At 68.3% G+C, this 20,490-nt stretch carries 20 protein-coding genes; 14 read left to right on the forward strand and 6 right to left on the reverse strand.

Features of this window, described 5'->3' with window-relative positions; genetic code table 11:
• The 6 genes from K9D25_RS16730 (at position 1) to hisD (ending at position 6,013) form a co-directional block, all read left to right on the forward strand.
• Positions 1–1,209, forward strand: coding sequence for a DegT/DnrJ/EryC1/StrS family aminotransferase (locus tag K9D25_RS16730; protein WP_244376760.1), 1,209 nt, complete (start codon positions 1–3; stop codon positions 1,207–1,209).
• Complete coding sequence (locus tag K9D25_RS16735; RefSeq protein WP_244376761.1) at positions 1,209–1,907, forward strand: aspartate/glutamate racemase family protein; 699 nt, start codon at positions 1,209–1,211, stop codon at positions 1,905–1,907. Before K9D25_RS16730 ends, K9D25_RS16735 begins: the two co-directional genes overlap by 1 nt.
• Positions 1,908–1,967: 60 nt before the next feature.
• Positions 1,968–2,960: a taurine ABC transporter substrate-binding protein gene (tauA, locus tag K9D25_RS16740; protein ID WP_244376762.1), complete on the forward strand. Its 993-nt coding sequence runs from the start codon at positions 1,968–1,970 to the stop codon at positions 2,958–2,960.
• A 61-nt stretch (positions 2,961–3,021) separates the two neighbouring features.
• On the forward strand, positions 3,022–3,810 hold the full coding sequence (locus tag K9D25_RS16745; protein ID WP_244376763.1) for a taurine ABC transporter ATP-binding protein: 789 nt from the start codon (positions 3,022–3,024) through the stop codon (positions 3,808–3,810).
• Positions 3,807–4,694 (forward strand): ABC transporter permease subunit, encoded by an 888-nt coding sequence (locus K9D25_RS16750; RefSeq protein ID WP_244376764.1) that lies wholly within the window; start codon positions 3,807–3,809, stop codon positions 4,692–4,694. The genes K9D25_RS16745 and K9D25_RS16750 overlap by 4 nt, the downstream gene beginning before the upstream one ends.
• A gap of 8 nt (positions 4,695–4,702) precedes the next feature.
• Complete coding sequence (gene hisD, locus K9D25_RS16755; protein ID WP_244376765.1) at positions 4,703–6,013, forward strand: histidinol dehydrogenase; 1,311 nt, start codon at positions 4,703–4,705, stop codon at positions 6,011–6,013.
• A 172-nt stretch (positions 6,014–6,185) separates the two neighbouring features.
• Here the strand turns inward: hisD and K9D25_RS16760 are convergent, their stop codons facing one another.
• From K9D25_RS16760 to K9D25_RS16770, 3 genes are all read right to left on the reverse strand, one after another.
• Positions 6,186–6,584, reverse strand: coding sequence for a hypothetical protein (locus tag K9D25_RS16760; RefSeq protein WP_244376766.1), 399 nt, complete (start codon positions 6,582–6,584; stop codon positions 6,186–6,188).
• Positions 6,585–6,770: 186 nt separating this feature from the next.
• The gene (locus K9D25_RS16765) at positions 6,771–8,135 is read right to left on the reverse strand and encodes a sigma-54-dependent transcriptional regulator (RefSeq protein ID WP_244376767.1); all 1,365 of its coding nucleotides are present in this window, start codon (positions 8,133–8,135) and stop codon (positions 6,771–6,773) included.
• Entirely contained in the window at positions 8,135–9,973 is a 1,839-nt protein-coding gene (locus K9D25_RS16770; protein ID WP_244376768.1) for a sensor histidine kinase, read from the reverse strand. The genes K9D25_RS16765 and K9D25_RS16770 overlap by 1 nt, the downstream gene beginning before the upstream one ends.
• A 260-nt stretch (positions 9,974–10,233) precedes the next feature.
• On the opposite strand from K9D25_RS16770, the gene K9D25_RS16775 reads away from it, so the two are divergent.
• A complete protein-coding gene (locus tag K9D25_RS16775; RefSeq protein WP_244376769.1) occupies positions 10,234–11,613 on the forward strand; it encodes a dicarboxylate/amino acid:cation symporter in 1,380 nt (459 codons plus the stop codon).
• Positions 11,614–12,123: 510 nt separating this feature from the next.
• Positions 12,124–12,249, forward strand: a complete 126-nt coding sequence (locus K9D25_RS24960; protein ID WP_279613748.1) for a hypothetical protein — start codon at positions 12,124–12,126, stop codon at positions 12,247–12,249.
• Between the two features lie 21 nt (positions 12,250–12,270).
• Here K9D25_RS24960 and K9D25_RS16780 read toward each other — a convergent pair whose 3' ends face one another.
• The 3 genes from K9D25_RS16780 to K9D25_RS16790 are packed head-to-tail and all read right to left on the reverse strand — an operon-like array spanning position 12,271 to position 14,564.
• Entirely contained in the window at positions 12,271–13,629 is a 1,359-nt protein-coding gene (locus K9D25_RS16780) for an MFS transporter (RefSeq protein ID WP_244376770.1), read from the reverse strand.
• Between the two features lies 1 nt (position 13,630).
• Positions 13,631–14,020, reverse strand: coding sequence for a hypothetical protein (locus K9D25_RS16785; protein WP_244376771.1), 390 nt, complete (start codon positions 14,018–14,020; stop codon positions 13,631–13,633).
• Between the two features lie 40 nt (positions 14,021–14,060).
• Complete coding sequence (locus tag K9D25_RS16790) at positions 14,061–14,564, reverse strand: DUF3833 family protein (RefSeq protein WP_244376772.1); 504 nt, start codon at positions 14,562–14,564, stop codon at positions 14,061–14,063.
• A gap of 352 nt (positions 14,565–14,916) precedes the next feature.
• On the opposite strand from K9D25_RS16790, the gene K9D25_RS16795 reads away from it, so the two are divergent.
• The 6 genes from K9D25_RS16795 to K9D25_RS16820 all read left to right on the forward strand — a co-directional run bounded on the left by K9D25_RS16795 (position 14,917) and on the right by K9D25_RS16820 (position 20,480).
• Positions 14,917–15,429, forward strand: coding sequence for a nuclear transport factor 2 family protein (locus K9D25_RS16795; RefSeq protein ID WP_244376773.1), 513 nt, complete (start codon positions 14,917–14,919; stop codon positions 15,427–15,429).
• A gap of 240 nt (positions 15,430–15,669) precedes the next feature.
• Positions 15,670–15,972 (forward strand): hypothetical protein, encoded by a 303-nt coding sequence (locus K9D25_RS16800; RefSeq protein ID WP_244376774.1) that lies wholly within the window; start codon positions 15,670–15,672, stop codon positions 15,970–15,972.
• 90 nt (positions 15,973–16,062) lie between these two features.
• On the forward strand, positions 16,063–17,529 hold the full coding sequence (locus tag K9D25_RS16805; RefSeq protein WP_244376775.1) for an amidase: 1,467 nt from the start codon (positions 16,063–16,065) through the stop codon (positions 17,527–17,529).
• 121 nt (positions 17,530–17,650) lie between these two features.
• Positions 17,651–18,757: an ABC transporter ATP-binding protein gene (locus K9D25_RS16810; RefSeq protein ID WP_244376776.1), complete on the forward strand. Its 1,107-nt coding sequence runs from the start codon at positions 17,651–17,653 to the stop codon at positions 18,755–18,757.
• A gap of 3 nt (positions 18,758–18,760) precedes the next feature.
• On the forward strand, positions 18,761–19,684 hold the full coding sequence (locus K9D25_RS16815; RefSeq protein WP_244376777.1) for an ABC transporter permease: 924 nt from the start codon (positions 18,761–18,763) through the stop codon (positions 19,682–19,684).
• Positions 19,677–20,480 (forward strand): ABC transporter permease, encoded by an 804-nt coding sequence (locus tag K9D25_RS16820; RefSeq protein WP_244376778.1) that lies wholly within the window; start codon positions 19,677–19,679, stop codon positions 20,478–20,480. The genes K9D25_RS16815 and K9D25_RS16820 overlap by 8 nt, the downstream gene beginning before the upstream one ends.
• The last annotated feature ends 10 nt before the right edge of the window (positions 20,481–20,490 follow it).

Raw genomic sequence — 20,490 nt, forward strand, 5'->3', positions numbered from 1 at the left:
ATGCGACCGCCCCGCTTCACCGGCAGTTTCACTCAGCAACCGCCGATCCCCGAAGACGCCATCGCCGCCGCCGAGGCGGTGATGCGATCGGGGCGGCTCCACCGCTACAATGTCGCCCCCGGCGAAGTGTCGGAGACGGCCCGGCTGGAGGAGGAATTCGCCCGGTGGCAGGGCGCGCGCTACTGCCTCGCCGTCGCCTCCGGCGGACAGGCGATGCAGATCGCGCTGCGGGCGGCGGGGGTGAAGCCGGGCGAGCGCGTGCTCACCAATGCCTTCACCCTGGCGCCGGTGCCGGGCGCGATTGCCGGCATCGGCGCGCTGCCGGTTTTGGTCGAGACGACGGACGACCTCGTCATCGACCTCGACGACCTCGCCGCCAAGGCGCGATCCTCCGGCGCCGGTGTCCTGCTGCTGTCGCATATGCGCGGTCATATCGCCGATATGGACCGGATCGAGGCGGTGGCCCGCGCCCATGGGCTGCGCATCATCGAGGACTGCGCCCACACCATGGGCGCGCGCTGGAACGGTCGGAAATCGGGTTCTTTCGGCCTCGCCGGCTGCTTCAGCACCCAGACCTACAAGCACCTGAATTCCGGCGAGGGCGGGCTGCTGACCACCGACGACGCCGATCTGATGGCGCGGGCCGTGATCCTGTCCGGTTCCTACATGCTCTATGAGCGGCACCGCGCGGCACCGCCGGCCGAAGCCTTTGCCGAGGTGCGGCTCGACACGCCCAACATGTCGGCGCGCATGGACAATCTGCGCGCCGCCCTGCTCCGCCCTCAGCTGGCGCGGATCGAAGACAATCTTGCCGGCTGGAACGGGCGCCATGACCGGATCGCCGCGCGGCTCGCCACGCACCCGGCGGTGCGGATGCCTTCACGCCCGCCGCAGGAAAGCTATGTCGGCTCCTCCATCCAGTTCCGCGTGCCGGCGCTGTCCGCCGCGGGCTGCACGGCCCTTCTTTCGGCAGCCGCCGAGCGGGGCGTGGAGCTGAAATGGTTCGGGGCGGCCGAGCCGGCCGGCTTCACCTCGGCGCATACTTCGTGGCGCTACATCGCCCGGCACGAATTGCCGCAGAGCGAGCGCGTGCTCGCAACCCTGTTCGACATGCGCATCCCCCTCACCTTCTCTCTCGACGATTGCGACCTCATTGCCACCCATATTCTGGGTGCGCTGGACGAGACGCTGGCGGAGGGGGCTCGCTGATGCCGCGCCGGGTCGGAATTCTCGGCGGCATGGGCCCTCAGGCGACAGTGCTGTTGATGAGCAAGGTCATCGCGGCGGTGTCGGCGGCGGATGATCGGGACCATGTTCCCCTCATTGTCGACCAGAACCCGCAGGTGCCCTCCCGCATCGCCCGGCTGATCGAAGGCACGGGAGAAGACCCCGCGCCCGTGCTGGCGGCGATGGCGCGGCGGCTGGAGGCGGCCGGTGCCGAGGCGCTGGCCATGCCCTGCAACACCGCGCACCATTTCGCCCCGGCGATTGCGGCGGCGGTGACGATCCCCCTGCTCGACATGGTGACGCTCTCCGTCGCCCATGCGGCGCGGATTGCCGGGCCCGACGGGCGGGTCGGCGTGCTCGCCTCGCCAGCGCTGCGCCGCATCGGCCTGTTTGACGGCCGGCTGGCACAGGCGGGGCTGACGGCGGTGTATCCCGACGACGAAGCCGCGCTGCTCGGCGCCATTCGCCGCATCAAGGCGGGGAATGCCGACGCCGAGGCGCGCGCGGCCTTCGAACGGGCTTCCGCGCAGCTCGTGGCGGCCGGCGTCGCCACGCAGATGATCGCCTGCACCGAATTCTCGCTCATCGCCGACAGTGCCGCCGAAGGCGCCCGCGCCTTCGACACGCTGGATGTGCTGGTGGGCGCCATCGTCGATGTCTCGCTCGCGCGGGATGCCTGAATTCACGGGCTCACAGAAGGCCCGGCAACCACGACCGACCTGACAGAGGAGTTAAGGGACATGAGCAAGACCATGCGGGGCCTGATGGCGGGCACCGTCGCCCTCATTCTTTCCGCCGGCTCCGCCTTTGCGGAGAAGATCGTCATCGGCCATTTCGGCAATCCGACGCCGATGCAGGTGGCGCGGGCCGAGGGCCTGTTCGAGAAGGCCACCGGCTGGGAGATCGAATGGCGCAAGTTCGCCTCCGGCGCCGAGATCATCGCCGCCATGGCCTCCGGCGATGTCAAGGTGTCGGAGCTCGGCTCCTCGCCGATGACCATCGCCATGAGCCAGGGCGTGGACATCCAGATGTTCATGCTCGCCATCGTCATCGGCAAGGCCGAGAGCCTGATCGCCCGCGACGGCACCGGCATCGCCAGTGTCGCCGACCTGAAGGGCAAGCGCGTCGCCGTGCCGATCGGCTCCACCGCCCATTTCTCGCTCATGGGCGCGCTCCAGCATGAGAAGGTGCCGGTGAGCGAGGTCACCATCATGGGCATGCCGCCGGATCAGATCGCCGCCGCCTGGGAACAGGGGGCCATCGACGCCGCCTTCATCTGGGAGCCGGCACAGAGCCGCATCATCAAGACCGGCAAGCGCATTCTCGGCGCCGACACGACCGCCGCCTGGGGCTTCCCGACCTTTGACGGCTGGGTGGTGAACAAGGAATTCGCCGCCGCCCATGCCAAGGAAATGGCGGCCTTCGCCAAGGTGGCGGACGAGGCCAATGCGGCCTATCTCGCCAACCCGGCCGCCTGGAACGCGACCAGCCCGCAGGTGCTGACCATCGCCAAGATGACGGGCGCCGCGCCGGCGGAAATCCCGGAATCGCTGGCAGGCTACACCTTCGTGCCGCTCAAGGAGCAGCTGAGCGACAAATGGCTCGGCAGCGCCCCGGCGACGCTGAAGTCGACCGCCGAGTTCCTCAAGAGCGCCGGCCGCATCGAGAAGGTGGCGGAGAGCTACGCCCCCTTCGTCAATACCTCCATCGCCAAGGCCGCCACGGCCAAGTGAGGCCCCGCATTGCGCCGGGTGGGCGGTCCTGCCGCCCGCCCGGCGTTCCGGAGGACATGCAATGGTGCTCATCGTCGACGACGTGTCCGTCGTCTACCCCGCGGCCAATGGCCGACCGCCGGTCGAGGCGCTGCGCAAGATCGACCTGACGATGGACCGCAACGATTTCGTTGTCGCCCTCGGCGCGTCGGGTTGCGGCAAGTCGACCCTTCTCAACCTGCTGGCCGGCTTCCTCTCGCCCAGTTCCGGCTCCATACGGCTCGACGGCGCCGCCGTCACCGGGCCGGGAGCCGACCGCTCGGTGGTGTTTCAGAAGCACGCGCTGATGCCCTGGCTGAATGTGCGCGACAATGTGGCCTTCGGCCTGAAGATGCAGGACGTGCCGCCGCGCGAGCGCTACGCCACGGCGGAAAAATACATCGCGCTTCTGGGGCTGGACGGCTTCCAGGGCTCGCCGGTCTACCAGCTCTCCGGCGGCATGCAGCAGCGTGTCGGCATCGCCCGCGCGCTCACCTGCGATCCCCGCGTGCTGTTGATGGACGAGCCGCTCGGCGCGCTCGACGCGCTGACCCGCGAGAAGGCGCAGCAGCTGATCCTGCGGGTGTGGCACAGCACCGGCAAGGCGGTGTTCTTCATCACGCATGATGTGGAGGAAGCGCTGTTCATGGGCACGCGGCTCATCGTCATGTCGCCGCGCCCGGGCCGCATCGCCCATCGCTTCGACCTGCCCTTCTCCCGGCGCTTCCTGGACGGGGCGTCCGCGCGCGAGGTGAAGGCCTCCCCCGATTTCATCGCCCTGCGCGAACAGGTGCTGGGCATCATCTTTGCCGACGAGGAAGCCGCCGCATGAGCCCCGTCGATCACATCGGCCCCGTCGAACAAAATCCGCGCCCGCGCCTCGCGTCCCGGCTGGCGAGGCTGGCGCGCGGCCGCTCGGTCAAGCCCGGCCAGGCGTACGGCGTGCCGGGCGACGGCGACACGCTGTGGCTGTCGCTGCTTTCCATCGCGCTGCTGCTTGTCGTCTGGTGGCTCGTCACCGCCATGGGCTGGGTCAAGCCGCTGTTCCTGCCTTCGCCCGGCGCGGTGGTGCAGAAATTCATGGATATCGCCCGCGACGGTTTCACCAACACGCCCTTCTGGCAGCACATCGCGATTTCCACCGCGCGGGTGTTCGGCGCCTTTCTGCTCGCCTGCGTCATCGGCATCCCGCTCGGGCTGGCCATGGGCATGAGCCCGGCCCTGCGCGGCATTCTCGACCCGCCGATCGAGTTCTACCGGCCGATACCGCCGCTCGCCTATCTGCCGCTGATGATCATCTGGTTCGGCATCGGCGAACTCTCCAAGGTGCTGCTCATCTTCCTCAGCGTCTTCGCACCCGTCGCGCTCGGCGCGCGGGCGGGGGTGAAATCGGCGGCGATCGAGCAGATCCACGCCGCCTATTCCTTCGGTGCCTCGCGCTGGAAGGTGCTGCGCTATGTGATCCTGCCGGCCTCGCTGCCGGAAATCCTCACCGCCATGCGGATCGGCATCGGCTTCGGCTGGACCACTTTGGTGGCCGCCGAAATGATCGCGGCGACCGAGGGGCTTGGCTACATGGTGCTCTCCGCCAGCCAGTTCCTGCAAACCTCCACCGTCATCATGGGCATCGTCGTCATCGCGGCGATCGCCTACCTCTTCGACATGCTGATGCGCCTGATCGAGCGCCGTATTGTGCCCTGGAAGGGCAAGATGTGAGCCCTGCCATGACCGTGACCTATCTGAAGAAAGCCACCCGCACCGCCCATTCCGACGAAGGCGACGTGCGCGAGGCCGTGGCCGCCCTGCTCGCCGCCATCGACGAGGAAGGCGAGGACGCGGTCCGCCGCTTCTCCCGCGCATTCGACAAATGGGAAGGCGAGATCGTCCTCTCGCCCGAGGCGCGGCAGGCCGCCATTGCCCGTGTGCCTGAGAAGACCAAGGACGACATACGCTTCGCCCATGCCAACATCGCCCGCTTCGCACAGGCGCAGAAGGCAACGGTGCTCGATTGCAGCGTCGAGGTGATCCCCGGCCTGATGGCCGGGCAGCGGCAGATTCCGGTCGAGGCGGCCGGCTGCTACGTCCCCGGCGGGCGCTATGCCCATATCGCCAGCGCGATCATGACCATCACCACAGCGCGGGTGGCGGGGGTGCGCCATATCGTGGCCTGTTCGCCGCCCCGGCCGGGGGACGGCATTCCGCCCGAGATCGTCTTCGCCATGGATTTGTGCGGGGCGGACGTGATCCTCAATCTCGGCGGCGTGCAGGGCGTGGCGGCGATGGCCAATGGCCTGTTCGGCCTGCCGAAGGCCGACGTGCTCGCCGGACCCGGCAACCAGTATGTCGCCGAGGCCAAGCGCATTCTCTACGGCCGCGTCGGCATCGACATGTTCGCCGGGCCGACCGACAGCATGATCCTCGCCGACGCCACGGCGGATGCCGAGTTCATCGCCAATGACCTGATCGGCCAGGCCGAACACGGCTACAACTCGCCGGTATGGCTGGCGACGACCTCGGCCGCCCTCGCCGAGGCGGTCATGGCGCGCGTGCCCGCTCTGATCGAGGCGCTACCCGAGCCGAACCATTCCAGCGCCCGCGCCGCCTGGGCGGACTATGCCGAGGTGATGCTGTGCGCGGATGCCGAGGAGATGGCCGCCGTTGCCGACCGCTACGCTCCCGAGCACCTCCACGTGCAGGCGGCGGATCTCGACTGGTGGCTCGGTCGCCTTCAGGCCTATGGCTCGCTGTTCCTCGGCGAGGAAACGACCGTGGCCTTTGGCGACAAGACCTCCGGCCCCAACCATGTGCTGCCCACCTCAGGCGCGGCGCGCTATACGGGCGGGCTGTCCGTGCATAAATTCATGAAGACGGTCACCTGGCAGCGCGCCACCCGCGCGGCGGCGCGCGAGCTGGGCGTGGTCACGGCCCGCATTTCGCGCAAGGAAGGCATGGAAGGCCATGCCCGCAGCGCCGATGTGCGCCTTGCCCGCTTCTTCCCCGGCGAGACCTTCGATCTCGCGCCGGCGGAGGAGTGAGGGGAAAGCTCCCGCCGCAGAGGAACGGCCGGCGGTCTCGCCTTCGGCGAGCTGCCACTCGTCGCTGGGGCTGGCGATGAAGGGGGTGCAGGGCTCGGCCGGGCAACGGCCGCATGGAGGCCGCCCGCAGGGCCTTGTTCGCCGTCTCAAAGTCCAACCGATCCGGGCAGAACTACGCCGCGTTTTCGCGCGCCACCAACGTCACCGTTGGCGGCTCGTCAGCGATAACGTCCAGACAGGTTGTGCCTGTCACACAGCGGAAGTGATGGGCTTCCTCATAACTCTCTTTGACCGCAGGCTGATTGAGAAGAAAGTCAGCCCCCTCCATCCGATAGAGGAAATGTTCACCAACAAGTCCCTCGGAATTTGGATAGTCCTCAAGATTCAAGACGTGCTCATCGCACATCCGCATTAGATAGATATTTTCGAAGACGACCTTGAGCGCCTTGTTGTCATCGTGAGGGACGACAAAGTACGCGACGACGCGCCGCCCGTCAGAAGAAAGACGGATGATTTCACTGAGGCTACACTTAATCGGCACCTCAAGAGGTATCGGAACATAAAGCGCCATGCGCCTCTCCAGAAAATTTGGCTTAGAGAGTTCGATTCACTATTCCACTTGGACCGCCGCCTGAAAAAGCGGGGTCAGCGGGGCTCCGAGACAGCTCAGGCAGCCCCAACCCAAGCTGAGCACAGCCTAAGGCGCGAGACCTCCCGGAGCGGTCACCGGTCTAAGGCCGGGGCGACACTCCCCCTCCTACCCCCTCCCCGCGCCAGGCTCCGCCTCCTGCCGATAGGCGGACTGGTCGATGCCGTGGCGGCGCAGCTTGTCGTAGAGCGTCTTGCGCGGGATGCCGAGGCGCTTCAGCGTCGCCTGGATGTCGCCGCGCGTGGCGGCCAAAGCGTCGCGGATCTGCGCCGCCTCAAAGGCCTCCACCCGCTCGGGCAAGCTGGCGCCGGGCTCCTCTTCCGCCGCCATCGCCGCCGGCGCCGGCGCCGGCTCGACGAGGCCGAGCGCGACCCGTTCGACGTAATGCACCAGCTCGCGCACATTGCCGGGCCAGTCATGGGTGGCGAGATGCGCGCGGATCGCCGGCGTCACCATCGGCACCGGGCGGCGGAAGCGCTTGGCGGAACGGGCGAGAAAATGCCCGAACAGCAGCGCGATATCGGCCCGGCGCTCGCGCAGCGGGGGAATGCGCACGGTGGCGACGTGCAGGCGGTAATACAGGTCCTCGCGGAAACCGCCCCGCCGCACCAGTTCGAGCAGGTCGATCTTCGAGGCCGCCACCACGCGGATATCGACCTTGCGCACCTCATTGGTGCCGAGCGGGGCGATCTCGCGCGCTTCCAGCACGCGCAGCAGCTTCACCTGCAGCGCCGGCGACATCGCCTCGATCTCGTCGAGAAACAGCGTGCCGCCATGGGCATGTTCCATGCGCCCGATGCGCTTCTTGACCGCGCCGGTGAAGGAGCCGGGCTCGTGGCCGAACAATTCGCTCTCGATCACCGTTTCCGGCACCGCGCCGCAATTGACCGCGACCAGCGGGCGGGCGGCGCGCCGGCTCCAGCGGTGCAGCGCCTGCGCCACCACTTCCTTGCCGGTGCCGGTCTCGCCTTCCACCAGCACATCGACATCGGCATCGGCGAGCTGGCGCAGCGTCTGGCGCAGCCTTTCCATGGAGGGCGTGGTGCCGAGCAGCGGCATGTCCGCACTCGCCTCCTCCGCCGCTTGCCGCAAGGCGCGGTTGTCGAGCACGAGGCGGCGCTTTTCCAGCGCGTGCCGCACCGTGCCGAGCAGCCGGTCGAGCGGATAGGGCTTGGCGATGAAATCATACGCCCCCTCGCGCATCGCCTCGACCGCCATGGTGATGTCGCCATGGCCGGTGATGAGGATCACCGGCAGGTCCGGGTCCATGTGCTTGAGCCGGCGGAACAGTTCGAGCCCGTCCATGCCGGGCATGCGCACATCGCTCACCACCACGCCGGTGAAGGCGGCGTCGAGCCCGTCAAGCGCGGCGGCGGCGGAGGCATAGGCCACGACCTCATGGCCGGCGAGCATCAGCGCCTGCATATTGGCGGCGCGCAGCGTCGCGTCGTCGTCGATGAAAGCCACATCCATCACGGCACCCGCGGCAGGCTGAGAGTGAACACCGCCCCGTCCTGATTGGCGGCGGCGAGCGTGCCGCCGAATTCGGCGACGATGTCGTGCGAAATCACCAGCCCGAGGCCGAGCCCCGCCGGCTTGGTGGTGGTGAAGGGAATGAACAGCGCGTCCAGCACCGCCGCCGGCAGGCCGGGGCCATTATCGGCGAGGGTGAGCAACACCCGCTCGCCCTCCGCCCGCGCCGCGAGCCGCACACGGCCGCCGGGCCGGCTGGCCAGCGCCTCCAGCGCGTTCTGCAGCAGATTGACCAGCACCTGTTCCAGCCGCACCCGCTCGGCGCGGACGAGGAAGTCCTCCGGCCCCATGTCGAGCTCCAGCGCCACCTCCTGCTCCTTCAGCCGGTAGCCGACGAGCAGCAGCGCCCCGTCCACCGCCGCGCGCAGCGACACCGGGCCGAGCGGACCCGGGGCCTTGCGCGCGAAGGCCCGGAGTTCGCCGGTGATGGCGCCGATCCGCTCGGTGAGGCCGACAATGGTGGCGAGATTGCCGGAGGCGCTGCCCGTGTCGCCGCGCGCCAGCAGCATCGCCCCGCTTTCGGCGAAGGTGCGGATGGCCGCCACCGGCTGGTTCACCTCATGCGCGACGCTGGCGGCGATCTGGCCGAGCACCGCGAGCTTGCTGGCCTGCACCAGTTCGTCCTGCAGACCCTGCAGCGCCGCTTGCGCGTGCTGGCGCTGGTCCATTTCCTCGCGCAGCCGGTCATTGGCCGCGCTCAGTTCCAGCGTGCGCGCCTCCACCCGCCGCTCCAGTTCGCGCCGCGCCCGGCTCTCGCGCCGGCGCTTGCGCAGCGCCTGCCGGCGGCGCGACCCGATGAGCGCCAGAGCGCCCATCAGCAGCGCGCCAGCGAGAACGGCGAGCACCCGCGCGGCGGCGATGCTCACCTCGGCGGCGGCGGTGATCGGGCTGAGCACATGCAGCGTCCAGCCGGTGGTGGGCACCGGCGCCGCCGCCTCGACAAAGGTCCGCGCCGCGCCGCCCTCCGGCATCGTCACGCGGACGCGGTTATCGCCCTCGGCGGTGATCGGCAGCGGGCTGAGCGCGGCGTCGCCGAATTGCAGGCTGGCGCGAATGCGCGCCCGTTCGGCCTCGGGGATCAGCGCGGTCGCGTGAAACTGCCAGCCGGGCACGCTGGTCACCAGCACGATCTGGCGCGTATCGGTGACGAAGATCGGGCTGTCGAGCCGGCGCCATTCCGCCTCCACCTCGGCGAACACCGCCTTGACCACGATGACGCCGATCAGCCCCGCCGGGCTGTCGATCCGCCGGGCCAGATAAAGTCCCGGCTGCCGGCTCACCGTGCCGAAGGCGAAGTGCTCGGCCGCCCCTTCCGTCAGCGCCTGGCGGAAATAGGGCCGGAACGCATAGTCATTGCCGACGAAGGAGGTCGGGTCGCGGTAATTGCTCGCGGCCACCGCGACGCCCTGCCGGTCGAGCAGATAGATCACGCTGGCGCGCGTGCCGGCGGCGAGCGCCTCGAACTTCGCGTCGAGCCCGCGCAGCACCGCCGGATCGCGCCGCGTCAGCGCCGTGCGCACATCGGGATCCTGCGCCAGCACCACCGGCAGGGAGCGCTGCTTCTCGATCTCGCTGCGCAGCATCGCCGCCCGCAGCCCGGCCGCCGCCTCCGCCTCCCGGCTCAGCTGCGCCATCACCCAGACCTCGGCGCCGCGCCGTGCCATCTGGTCGAGCACCGCCAGCAGGATCAGCGCGGCAAGGAGCGCCACGACATAGCGCGCGTGTCCGCGGCGCCGGAGCCAGAGGCGGAGACGGATCAGGCCGGGGATAGACCGCACGCTGCGCCTCCTGTGCGGAAAGTCGCACGAACCGCCCGCCAATCTGTGCGATATTTCGCACATTCTGTCGAGAGCGTTCCGAACCAGCGCCCGCCACCTCTTATTTCACAATGACTTAGAAGCCATGCCGGGGACGAGCGCCCGCTGGCACGGCGCTTGCGGAATGGGGGCTGCGGCACGTCTGCCGCGTCCCAACCAACCCCGGCTTCACACGCCGCCCGCATTACGAGGCGTCGAAGGGGCCAACCGCAGGAAGCGCCATGAAACACGCCCTCGCCCCGGCCTCGGTGAAAGCCGCGCCGCGTCCGTTCTACCGCCAGCTTTATGTCCAGGTGCTGGTCGCCATCGCCGCCGGCATCGCGCTCGGTCATTTCTACCCGAGCCTCGGCGCCGACATGAAGCCGCTGGGTGATGCCTTCATCAAGCTGGTGAAGATGGTGATCGCCCCGGTGATCTTCCTCACCGTCGCCACCGGCATCGCCAATATGCGCGATCTCGGCAAGGTCGGGCGCGTCGCCGGCAAGGCGATGCTCTATTTCCTCACCTTCTCGACGCTCGCCCTCGTCATCGGCCTCGTTGTCGCCAATGTGGTGCGGCCGGGCGCCGGACTGAACATCGACCCCGCCTCGCTCGATGCCAAGGCGGTCGCCGACTACGCCGCCAAGGCGCATGAGCAGACGCTCGTCGGCTTTCTCAGCAACATCATCCCCTCCACGCCGGTGAATGCCTTCGCCTCCGGCGACATCCTTCAGGTGCTGTTCTTCGCCGTGCTGTTCGGCATCGCCATGGCCGGGGTCGGCCCGCGCGCCGAACCGCTGATGCATGTGCTGAACTCGGCCTCGCAGATTTTCTTCCGGCTGGTGGAAATTCTCATGAAAGCGGCGCCGGTCGGCGCGTTCGGCGCGATGGCGTTCACCATCGGCAAATACGGCATCGGCTCGGTCGCCCATCTCGCCATGCTGGTCGGCACCTTCTATCTCACCAGCCTGCTGTTCGTGTTCGTCGTGCTGGGCGCGGTGGCGCGCTATAATGGTTTCTCCATCCTCGCGCTCATCCGCTATCTCAAGGAAGAACTGCTGCTCGTGCTCGGCACCTCCTCCTCGGAGGCGGCGCTGCCCAGCCTGATGGAGAAGATGGAGCAGGCCGGCTGCCGCAAATCCGTGGTCGGTCTCGTCATCCCCACCGGCTATTCCTTCAATCTCGATGGCACCAACATCTATATGACGCTGGCGGCGCTGTTCATCGCCCAGGCCACCGGCATCGAGCTGACCCTCACCGACCAGATCGTGCTGCTGCTGGTGGCCATGCTCTCCTCCAAGGGCGCGGCGGGCATCACCGGCGCCGGCTTCATCACCCTGGCGGCGACCCTCTCCGTGGTTCCCGCCGTCCCGGTCGCCGGCATGGCGCTGATCCTCGGCATCGACCGCTTCATGTCGGAATGCCGGGCGCTGACCAATTTCATCGGCAACGCCACGGCCACCGTGGTGGTGGCGCGCTGGGAGGGCGAACTCGACCGCGAACGCCTCGACGCGGCGCTGGCCGGGCAGCCGATGGAGCTTCCCGAGGACGAGGAGGAAGAAGACCTGCGCGCGCCGCACGCCGCCTTCCCCCGCACACCGCTGCCCGCCGCCGCCGAATAGCGGCCCGCGCGCGCCAAACACGCGGCCGGACCCGGCGAAGAACATCGCCCAAGGCCCGGCCGCCGGTCCATACGCCCGCGGGCAGCCCGCTCACGAAGGTGTTATTAATACATAATACCCAAATGCCGATTCCTCCTCTTATCATCCATGTGCCCGCTCATGGGCTCAGAAGCAAAAACGGAGGACGTTCGAGATGGAAAGCCAGGCTGTGAAGTGGGGTCTTCTTGCCGCAACGGTCGCGACGGCGGGCGCGGCCATCATGACGGCATTCTAGTCGTTTCAGCATTGCGCCGGCCGCCACCCTTCCGTTTGGGAAGGTGCGCGGCCGGCCATTTGCTCGCCGCAGAGGCGGTCGGACAATGCCCGCCTTAATGGCGACGCAATGCGACGTTACGTCATCAGGTGCCGCACGTGCGGCCAGCCCCATCACCCTGATGCCGGGCTTTTTCACCTGACATGGACGCACCAGCGTCAGCCGCCGGCCACAGGCCGCAGCGGCCAAGAGGATTTATGCGCAACTACACGTTCACCCCGCCCACGCCCGCCATCGTCCGCTCCAGCCCGGAGTGGAAGCCGGAGCCCTGCGGTCTCACGCGCGAGCAGATCCGCGCCATCATCATCGAACAGATCGGCTGAACTGCCAGCCCGCAGGAGCGCTCAGCGCGCTCCTGCCTTCGCGGCCGACGTGGCCTCGATCACCGTCCGCAGCCCGTGCTGCGCCGCCTCATCCAGCGGGAAGCGCCACATCAGCGCGATGGCGGCGAGCTTGGCCGGGATCGGCAGCCAGGCATAGAGCAGGGCGAGGGCAAGCCCCGCCTCTTCGGTCGGTGCCTCCGTGCCCGGCCGGTATCCCGCCCAGTCCAGCAGCGGGAAGGTGACGCCGACGGCGATGGCCAGCGCGAGCTTGGTGGCCAGCGCCCACAGCGCGAAATACAGCCCCGAGCGCTGTTCCCCCGAGGCCGCCGTGTCGACATCGACCACATCCGCCTGGATCGCCGGCGGCAGCGCCACGTCGAAGGCCAGCAGCAGCCCCGTCGCGCCACAGATCAAACCGAACGCCAACACATCGCCCGGACCGAGAAAACCGGCTCCGGCGAAGACGACGCACGCCGCCAGCATCGCCCCGCACCAGGCTTTGTGCTTGCCGAAGCGGCTGGCGCAGCGCAGCGCCAGCGGCAGACCGGCGACGCCGCAAAGGAAATAGAGAAACAGCAGCGGCCCCTGCAGCTGCGCCGCGCCGATACGGTCGGCGACGAAATAGAGGAACAGCGTCGCCGGTATGGCGTTGGCGATGCCGTTGAGCAGAAACGCCGCGATCAGCCGCAGAAACGGGCCATTGGCCCGCAAATGCCGCAGCCCCGCCGCGAAGGAGAGTTTCTCCCGCGATAGATTTTCCGGTTCCGGCACCCCGAACACGCAGGCGCCGCTGAACAGCGGCAGGGTGACGAGCACGAACACGCCCATCGCCGCCAGGCCGTGAAAGCCCGTCGCCTCCGTCCCCAGCCCGATGGCGAAGGGCAGCGCGATGGCGACCAGCGTGCCGATGAGCGTCACCCCCTCGCGCGCCGCCGCCACCCGGGCGCGGCCACGATAATCCGAGGTGATCTCCGCGCCCCAGGCGGTATAGGCGAGGCTCAGCGCGGTGTAGCCGAGCGAGAGGCCGAGCCCCCAGAGAAAGAGATGGGCGATGCCCGCCCCCGCGCCGGGCCAGAACACCATGAAGGCGCAGAGCGCGGTGACCGGCGCCGCCAGCGCCATCAGCGCCCGCCGCCGGCCGAAGCCGGGCGCGATCCGGTCCGCCACCCAGCCGAGCACCGGGTCGGCAAGGGCGTCGATCAGACGGATCGCCAGCAGGGCGGCGCCAACGGCGGTGAGCGAAAGCCCCAGCGCTTCGGCATAGAAGCTCGGCACGATCACATAGAAGGGCAGCGCCAGCGCCGCCAGCGGCAGGGCCGGCAGGGCATAGAGCGCGAGGCGCCGGCCGGTGACGGCCGGACCCGCCGACGCCTCGCCCATCTCAGCGGCCCATGGTGGCGGTGCCGGAAAGCCCGTCGTCGCGCGTCCAGGCGATTTTCTTCGGGCCGAGCGAGGTGATGGTGAAGCAATAGGTGCGGCCCTCATACCAGGTCGGCCATTTCTGGCACAGGCGGTCGTCCTTCACCCACCAGCGCCCCTCCTCGCTCGGCGCCAGCATGGAGCCGATGGAGAAGCCGGAAATGTCGCCGGCGACCACGCCGTCGTCGCGATAGACCAGCGGCAGGGTGATGCCGTAGGGCGTACTCAGCCGCACCAGTTCGCCGCCGATCCTGTCCTTGATCTCCGGGCCGCTCAGCGTCTCGGCCAGCGCCGGTGCGGCGGTAGCGGCCAGGAGCAGGGCGAGGCCGAGTGTCTTCTCGCGGGAGCGCATGGAATCCTCCTGTGACATCGGGAGAGAAGGTCGCGGGCGCCTAGGGATGGCGGAAGGTGACGCGGGTGAGCGCGACCGGGAAACCGTATTTCGTCACCCAGGCGGTGTTCAGCACCGTGCCGTCCTCGCGCAGCACCATCTTGTCGTGGAAGCGGACGAGGTTTTCCCCGGCACCGGCGTCGAGGTCGAGGAGATAGCTGAAGGTGGCGGTATCGCCCTTCACCGTCACTTCGGTCGCGCCGCGCACATCCTCGCGCGTGCCGCGATAGCGCCCCGGACCCAGCTTCTCGAACCGCCAGGTCTTGCGGTCCTTCTCGCCATCGGCGAAGTGGAAATCCTCCACCAGCGTGAGGACGTTACCGTTCCAGCGGCCGGTGAGGTCCACCGTGAAGCTGCGCCGCACGCCGTTAATGGCGGAGAACGAGCCCTCCGCCACGGTGCGGCCGGCGAAATACTGTTCGAGCACAAGGTCCTTCGCCTGCACGGCCGACGTGCCAAGACCGGCAAAGGCGAAAATTCCGGCAAGAAGGAGCAGGCGTTTCATCGAATCCTCCGCAGCAGTGCCCGGATTACGCGGGGAGGCCGGCAGCGGATCAAATGGAGCGGCAGGGGGCCGCATGAGCCCTCCGCCCGGGGCACAGGCGTCAAGCGGCGGAAGTTGCGCGGCACATCCGTGTCCCCGCCAGCACGCGACCGATTGGTTAGAGGACCTTACCGCACCGGTCACGATTGGCCGGATTGTGAGCGGGTCGCCCCTCCCCTAACGTCATGCCCAGAGCGCGACAGAGGCGATCCGGACCCCAGCCGGTCTCGGAAGATGCTATTTACATAGCCGGCTCTCTGTCTCGCCCTGTGACGCCGCCGCCAGAGCTTCCAACATAGCCAGGAGCACCCCCATGCCCACACGCCCCCTCCCCGCCGCGCTACTGGCGCTCGCCGTCGCCGGAACCGTCTTCCTGCCGGCCGGCGCCAGCGCGGCCTCCGGGCCGGACACCGAGGCCCGCAACCGGCAGATCGTCACCGAGGCGTTCGCGCGCTGGCAGGCGGGCGGCTCCGGCTTCTTCGATGAGGTTCTGTCCCCCGATGTGGTCTGGACCATCGAGGGCTCCGGCCCCACCGCCGGCCGCTACGAGGGCCGCGATGCGCTGATTGCGCGCGGCGTGCGTCCCCTGACCAGCCGCCTCGCCACCCCGATCCGCCCGGTCGCGAAAACCGTGTGGGCCGATGGCGATCATGTGATCGTCGCCTGGCAGGGCGAGGCGATGGCGGTGGACGGCCAGCCTTACGTCAATCGCTATGCATGGATCCTGCGCATGCGCGAGGGGAAGGCGGTCGAGGTCAACGCCTTCCTCGATCTCGTCGCCTATGACGACGTGCTCCGCCGCATTCCCGCCGCTCCGGCCGAGTGAGGCGCATAAATCCGTACGGCCTAACACGGCACGATAGACAGCCGGCTATCTCCTCTTTTCGCATGACGTGATCGCTCAGGCCCCGCGCACGCCCGCGACAATACGATAGCCGGCTCACCAGACCATTCGGATCTCCCCCCTCGCCTGCGACGCGACAGATGTTCCGCCCTCCCCTTGCCGGCGAGTCCCTGCCTCCTACATCTGGCGCGCAGGCCGCGAATGGCCGCATGGGGAATGAGTATGTCGTCGCGTTACCTTCGTCTTGATCCGGAAACCGTCCGCCTCCTCGACAGCTGCATCGCCCAGGCCCAGCACGCCGCCGCCCAGCTTCATCGCGAGGGCGTGGATGACGTCATGCGGATGCGCCTCGCCTCCGCGCTGATGGAGGCGATCAGCCTCGGCGAGCGGGACGAGGAGCGCCTCGTCGCCTTCGCACTCCAGGTTGTGCCGGCCTATCGCGAAAAGCTGGCGAAGCAGGCCCCGCCCCTGCCGGAGGCGCCGCCGCGCCAGCGGCGAGGTGAGGCGGTAGCGCCCGGCCGGTAAGCCCGGCGCTCCGCAACCGGGCGGCTCTTGCGCGCCCGCACGCCGGGGGGCGATACATCTCCACCCCCCTGTGGTAGCGGACACCGCCTCATGGACATCAGCGAACTTTACGATGCGAGCGACGCCGTCGCTCTGGCAGACCACGTCGCCAAGGGCGATGTGACCCCCGGCGAACTGCTCGACGAGGCGCTCGCCCGCGTCGCCGCGCTCAACCCGCAGCTCAACGCGGTGACGCTGCTGCGCGAGGAGGTGGCGCGCCGGATGATCGAGGAAGGCCTGCCGGAAGGGCCGCTGAAGGGCGTGCCGTTCCTGCTCAAGGACCTCGGCGCCGAGGCGATGGAGTTCCCCTCCAATAATGGCTCGCGCCTGTTCGCCAACACGCGCTACGGGCAGGATTCGGCCATCTATGCCCGGCTGCGGTCGGCCGGGCTCGTCACCTTCGGCCGCACCACCTCGCCCGAAGGCGGCGTCGGCCCCACCACCGAGGCGGCGGTCTATGGCGGGCCGACCCGCAACCCCTGGAATCTCGACCACACGCCCGGTGGCTCCTCCGGCGGCGCGGCGGCGGCGGTGGCGGCCGGCATCCTGCCGGCGGCGCATGGCTCGGATGGCGGCGGCTCGGTGCGCATTCCCGCCTCTTCCTGCGGCCTGTTCGGCTTCAAGGCCACCCGCGCCCGCACGCCAGATGGCCCCAATGTCGGCGAAGGCTGGGCCGGCATGGCCATTGACGGCTTTCTCACCCGTTCCGTGCGCGACACGGCGGTGCTGCTCGATGTGACGCAGGGCCCCGATCTCGGCGCGCCCTATGTCGCGCCGCCGCTGGAAGCCTCCTTCGCCGCTTCGCTGGCGCGGCGCGACGGGCCGTTCACCATCGCCTTCACCACCACGACGCTGACCGGCGATCCCATCGCGCCGGAATGCCGGGCGGCGGTGGAATCAGCCGCGAAGCTGCTGGAGAGCCTCGGCCACCGGCTGGTCGAAGCCCGTCCGCAGGCCGACACGGCCGGCATGATGGCGGCCTGGACCAAGATCGTCGGCTGCGGCACGGCGCTGACGGTAGAAAGCGCGGTGCGCCGGCGCGGCCGGCCGCTGGAGGACGGCGAGATCGAGAGCGTCGCCCGCTCGGCGGTGGACTATGCGCGCGGCATCAGCGGCGCCGACTATCTCGAAGCCGTCAACAAGGTGCACGCCTATGGGCGCGAAATGGCCGGCTTCTTCCAGCACGCCGATTTCCTGCTGACCGCGACGCTGGCAGAGCCGCCGGCGAAGCTCGGGCGATTCGACCATGTCGGCCGCGACTACCTCGCCTACCGCATGGGGCCGGACGGGGTGTTCGCCTATTCCCCCTTCACCGCTGCCTTCAATGCGTCCGGCCAGCCCGCCGCCTCGCTGCCGCTGCACTGGACGGCTGACGGCCTGCCGGTCGGCATCCATCTCGCCGCGCCGTTCGGCCATGACGAAGCGCTGCTCGGCCTGTGCGCGCGCATCGAGGAAGCCGCGCCCTGGGCCGCGCGCCGCCCGCCGATTGCCTTCAAACAGGACCGGCCAAAAATATGATCACATTGCCCTCCTCTCCGCTTGCCGGATGAGGAGGGCTCACTTAGGCTGCTCTCCGATGGCACCGCCTGCGGTGTGTTCGACGCCCCTTTGGGGGCTCCTTTCTAGCAACGGGTGAATAATGCCGGAGCCTTCCCCTGTACCGGACGCCCGCATCGCCGTCGATTGTCAGGGTATCGTCAAGCAATTCGGCGATGGCCCACGCGCCCTTCGGGCGCTCGACAATGTGTCGGTCGCTATACGTGAAAACGAATTCTTCACGTTGCTAGGTCCGTCCGGCTGCGGCAAGACGACGTTGCTTCGCATGATCGCGGGGTTTGAATACCCCACCGAAGGGACGATCCGCCTGCATGGCGAGGACATCGCCGGCCTGCCGCCGTTCAAGCGGCCGATCAACACGGTGTTCCAGAGCTACGCCCTCTTCCCGCATCTGACGGTGTGGGAGAACGTCGCCTTCGGCCTGCAAATGCTCGGCTGGGCCAAGGGGAAGATCGAGGCGCGCGTGGCCGAGATGCTCAAGCTCGTCCATATGGAAGAGCTGGCGCAGCGCCGCACCGATCAGATTTCCGGCGGCCAGGCCCAGCGCGTCGCCCTCGCCCGGGCGCTGGCCCCGGCGCCGAAGGTGCTGCTGCTCGACGAGCCGCTCTCCGCGCTCGACTACAAGCTGCGCAAGGAGATGCAGATCGAGCTCAAGCGCATGCAGAGCGAGACCGGCATCACCTTCATCTTCGTCACCCATGACCAGGAAGAAGCGCTCACCATGTCCGACCGCATCGCGGTCATGTCCAAGGGCCGGGTGCTGCAGGTCGGCACGCCGTGGGACATTTACGACAAGCCGGCCGAGCGTTTCGTCGCCGACTTCATCGGCGAGACCAATTTCCTCTCCGCCATCATGGTCGGCATCGAAGAGGGCGTGGCGCGGGTGCGCCTGCCCTCCGGCATCGAAATCTCCGCCAGTCTCGCGGAAGGCTACCGCCCGGCGGGCGAGGCGACGGTGGTGGTGCGGCCGGAACATGCGCGCATGGTCACCTCCGGCGGCCAGCTGTCCGGCGTGGTGGAGAACATCGTCTATTTCGGCACCGACACCCATATCCATGTGAAGCTGGACCAGGGGTCCACCTTCATGGTGCGGCAGCAGAACTCGCGCAGCAAATCCCGCGGCGCCAGCGTCGGCGACCGCGTCGGCATCGACATCGCGCCCGATGCGGCGCAAGTGCTGCGGGACTGAGCGATGGCGAGCGCGGCCGAGATCGCCCGACGCGACGAACAGTCGAAAACCCGCACGCGCTGGCTGCTGTCGCTGCCGGCGCTGTTCATCGTCTTCATCGCCGCCATCGGCCCGCTCTTCGTCATGCTGGCCTATTCCTTCATGGCGAAGGGCGATTATGGCGATGTGAAGCCCGGCGAGTTCTCGCTCGACGGCTGGTTCTCCGTCCTCTTCCAGCGCGACATCTTCGACGACACGGTGACACTCGCCGACGCGCATCTGTCGATCCTCTGGCGCTCGGTGCGGCTGTCGGTCATCACCACGCTGGCGACGCTGGCACTGGGCTTCCCCACGGCCTATTTCATCGCCACCCGGCCGCGCAGCACGCGCGAAGTGTGGGTGTTCCTCATCACCATCCCGTTCTGGACCAATCTGCTCATTCGCACCTTCGCGATGCAGCAGGTGATCCGCAATGAAGGCGTGCTGAACACGCTGCTGATGTGGCTCGGCGTCATCAACGAGCCGATCCCGATCATGTACACGGACTGGGCGATCCTGTTCGGCATGGTCTATGTCTACCTGCCGCTTATGGTGCTGCCGCTCTATGCCAGCATGGAGAAGCTGGATTTCCGTCTCGTCGAGGCGGGTTACGATCTCTATGCCGGCCGGCTCGCCGTGCTGCGGCGCATCATCCTGCCGCTGGTGAAGCCCGGCATCGTCGCCGGTTCCATCCTGGTCTTCGTCCCCTCGCTCGGCGCCTATGTCATTCCGCGCGTGCTCGGCGGCGGCAAGAATTTGATGCTCGCCAATCTCATCGAGCTGCAGTTCGGCGCCGGCCGCAACTGGCCGCTCGGCGCGGCGCTGTCGATCTCGCTGATGCTCCTCGTCATGGTCGCCATGCTGGTTTATGTGCGCAACGCCACGCGCTCGGGAGGCGGGCATGGCTAAGCCGCGCTTCGACATACGCGCGCAGCCCGGGTTCGGCACGGTCGCGCTGTTCACCTTCGCGATGCTCTATCTGCCGATCGCGACGCTGGTGGTCTACGCCTTCAACGCCAGCGACTCGCTGTCCAGCTGGGGCGGGTTCTCGCTGCACTGGTTCTATGAGGCGGCGGAAAACCAGTCGGTGCAGGATGCGGCGTGGCGCTCGCTCATCATCGCGGTCAGTGCGGCGACGATGGCGACCATCGCCGCCACCATGGCGGCGCTCGCCACCACCCGCACCGGGCCCTATCGCGGCCTGTCGTTCAAATACGCCTTCATCAACCTGCCGCTGATGGTGCCGGAGATCGTCACCGCCGTGGCGCTGCTGATCGTCTTCGCCAAGGTGAAGGTGTGGACCGGCTATTCCGGCCTCGGCTATCTCATCCTGGCGCACACCGCTTTCTGCATCCCCTTCGCCTATCTGCCCATCCGGGCGCGGCTGGAAGGCATGGACCAGTCGCTGGAGCGCGCGGCGGCGGATCTTTACGCCCCGCCGTGGCAGGTGTTCCGGCGGGTGACGCTGCCGCTGCTGCGGCCGGGCATCATCGCCGGCTTCATGCTGGCCTTCGTCATCTCGCTGGACGACGTGGTGATTTCCGAATTCGTCAAATCGGGCGGGCAGGACACGCTGCCGACCTACATGCTGGGTCAGCTGCGCCGGGCGGTGACGCCGGAGATCAACGCCATCGCGGCGGCCTTCCTGGTGCTGTCGGTGGCGCTGGTGACGGTGTTCTTCTTCATCAACCGCAAGAAAGCCTGACCGACAAACC

The organism is Ancylobacter polymorphus, from assembly GCF_022836935.1.
Taxonomy (GTDB): Bacteria; Pseudomonadota; Alphaproteobacteria; order Rhizobiales; family Xanthobacteraceae; genus Ancylobacter; species Ancylobacter polymorphus_A.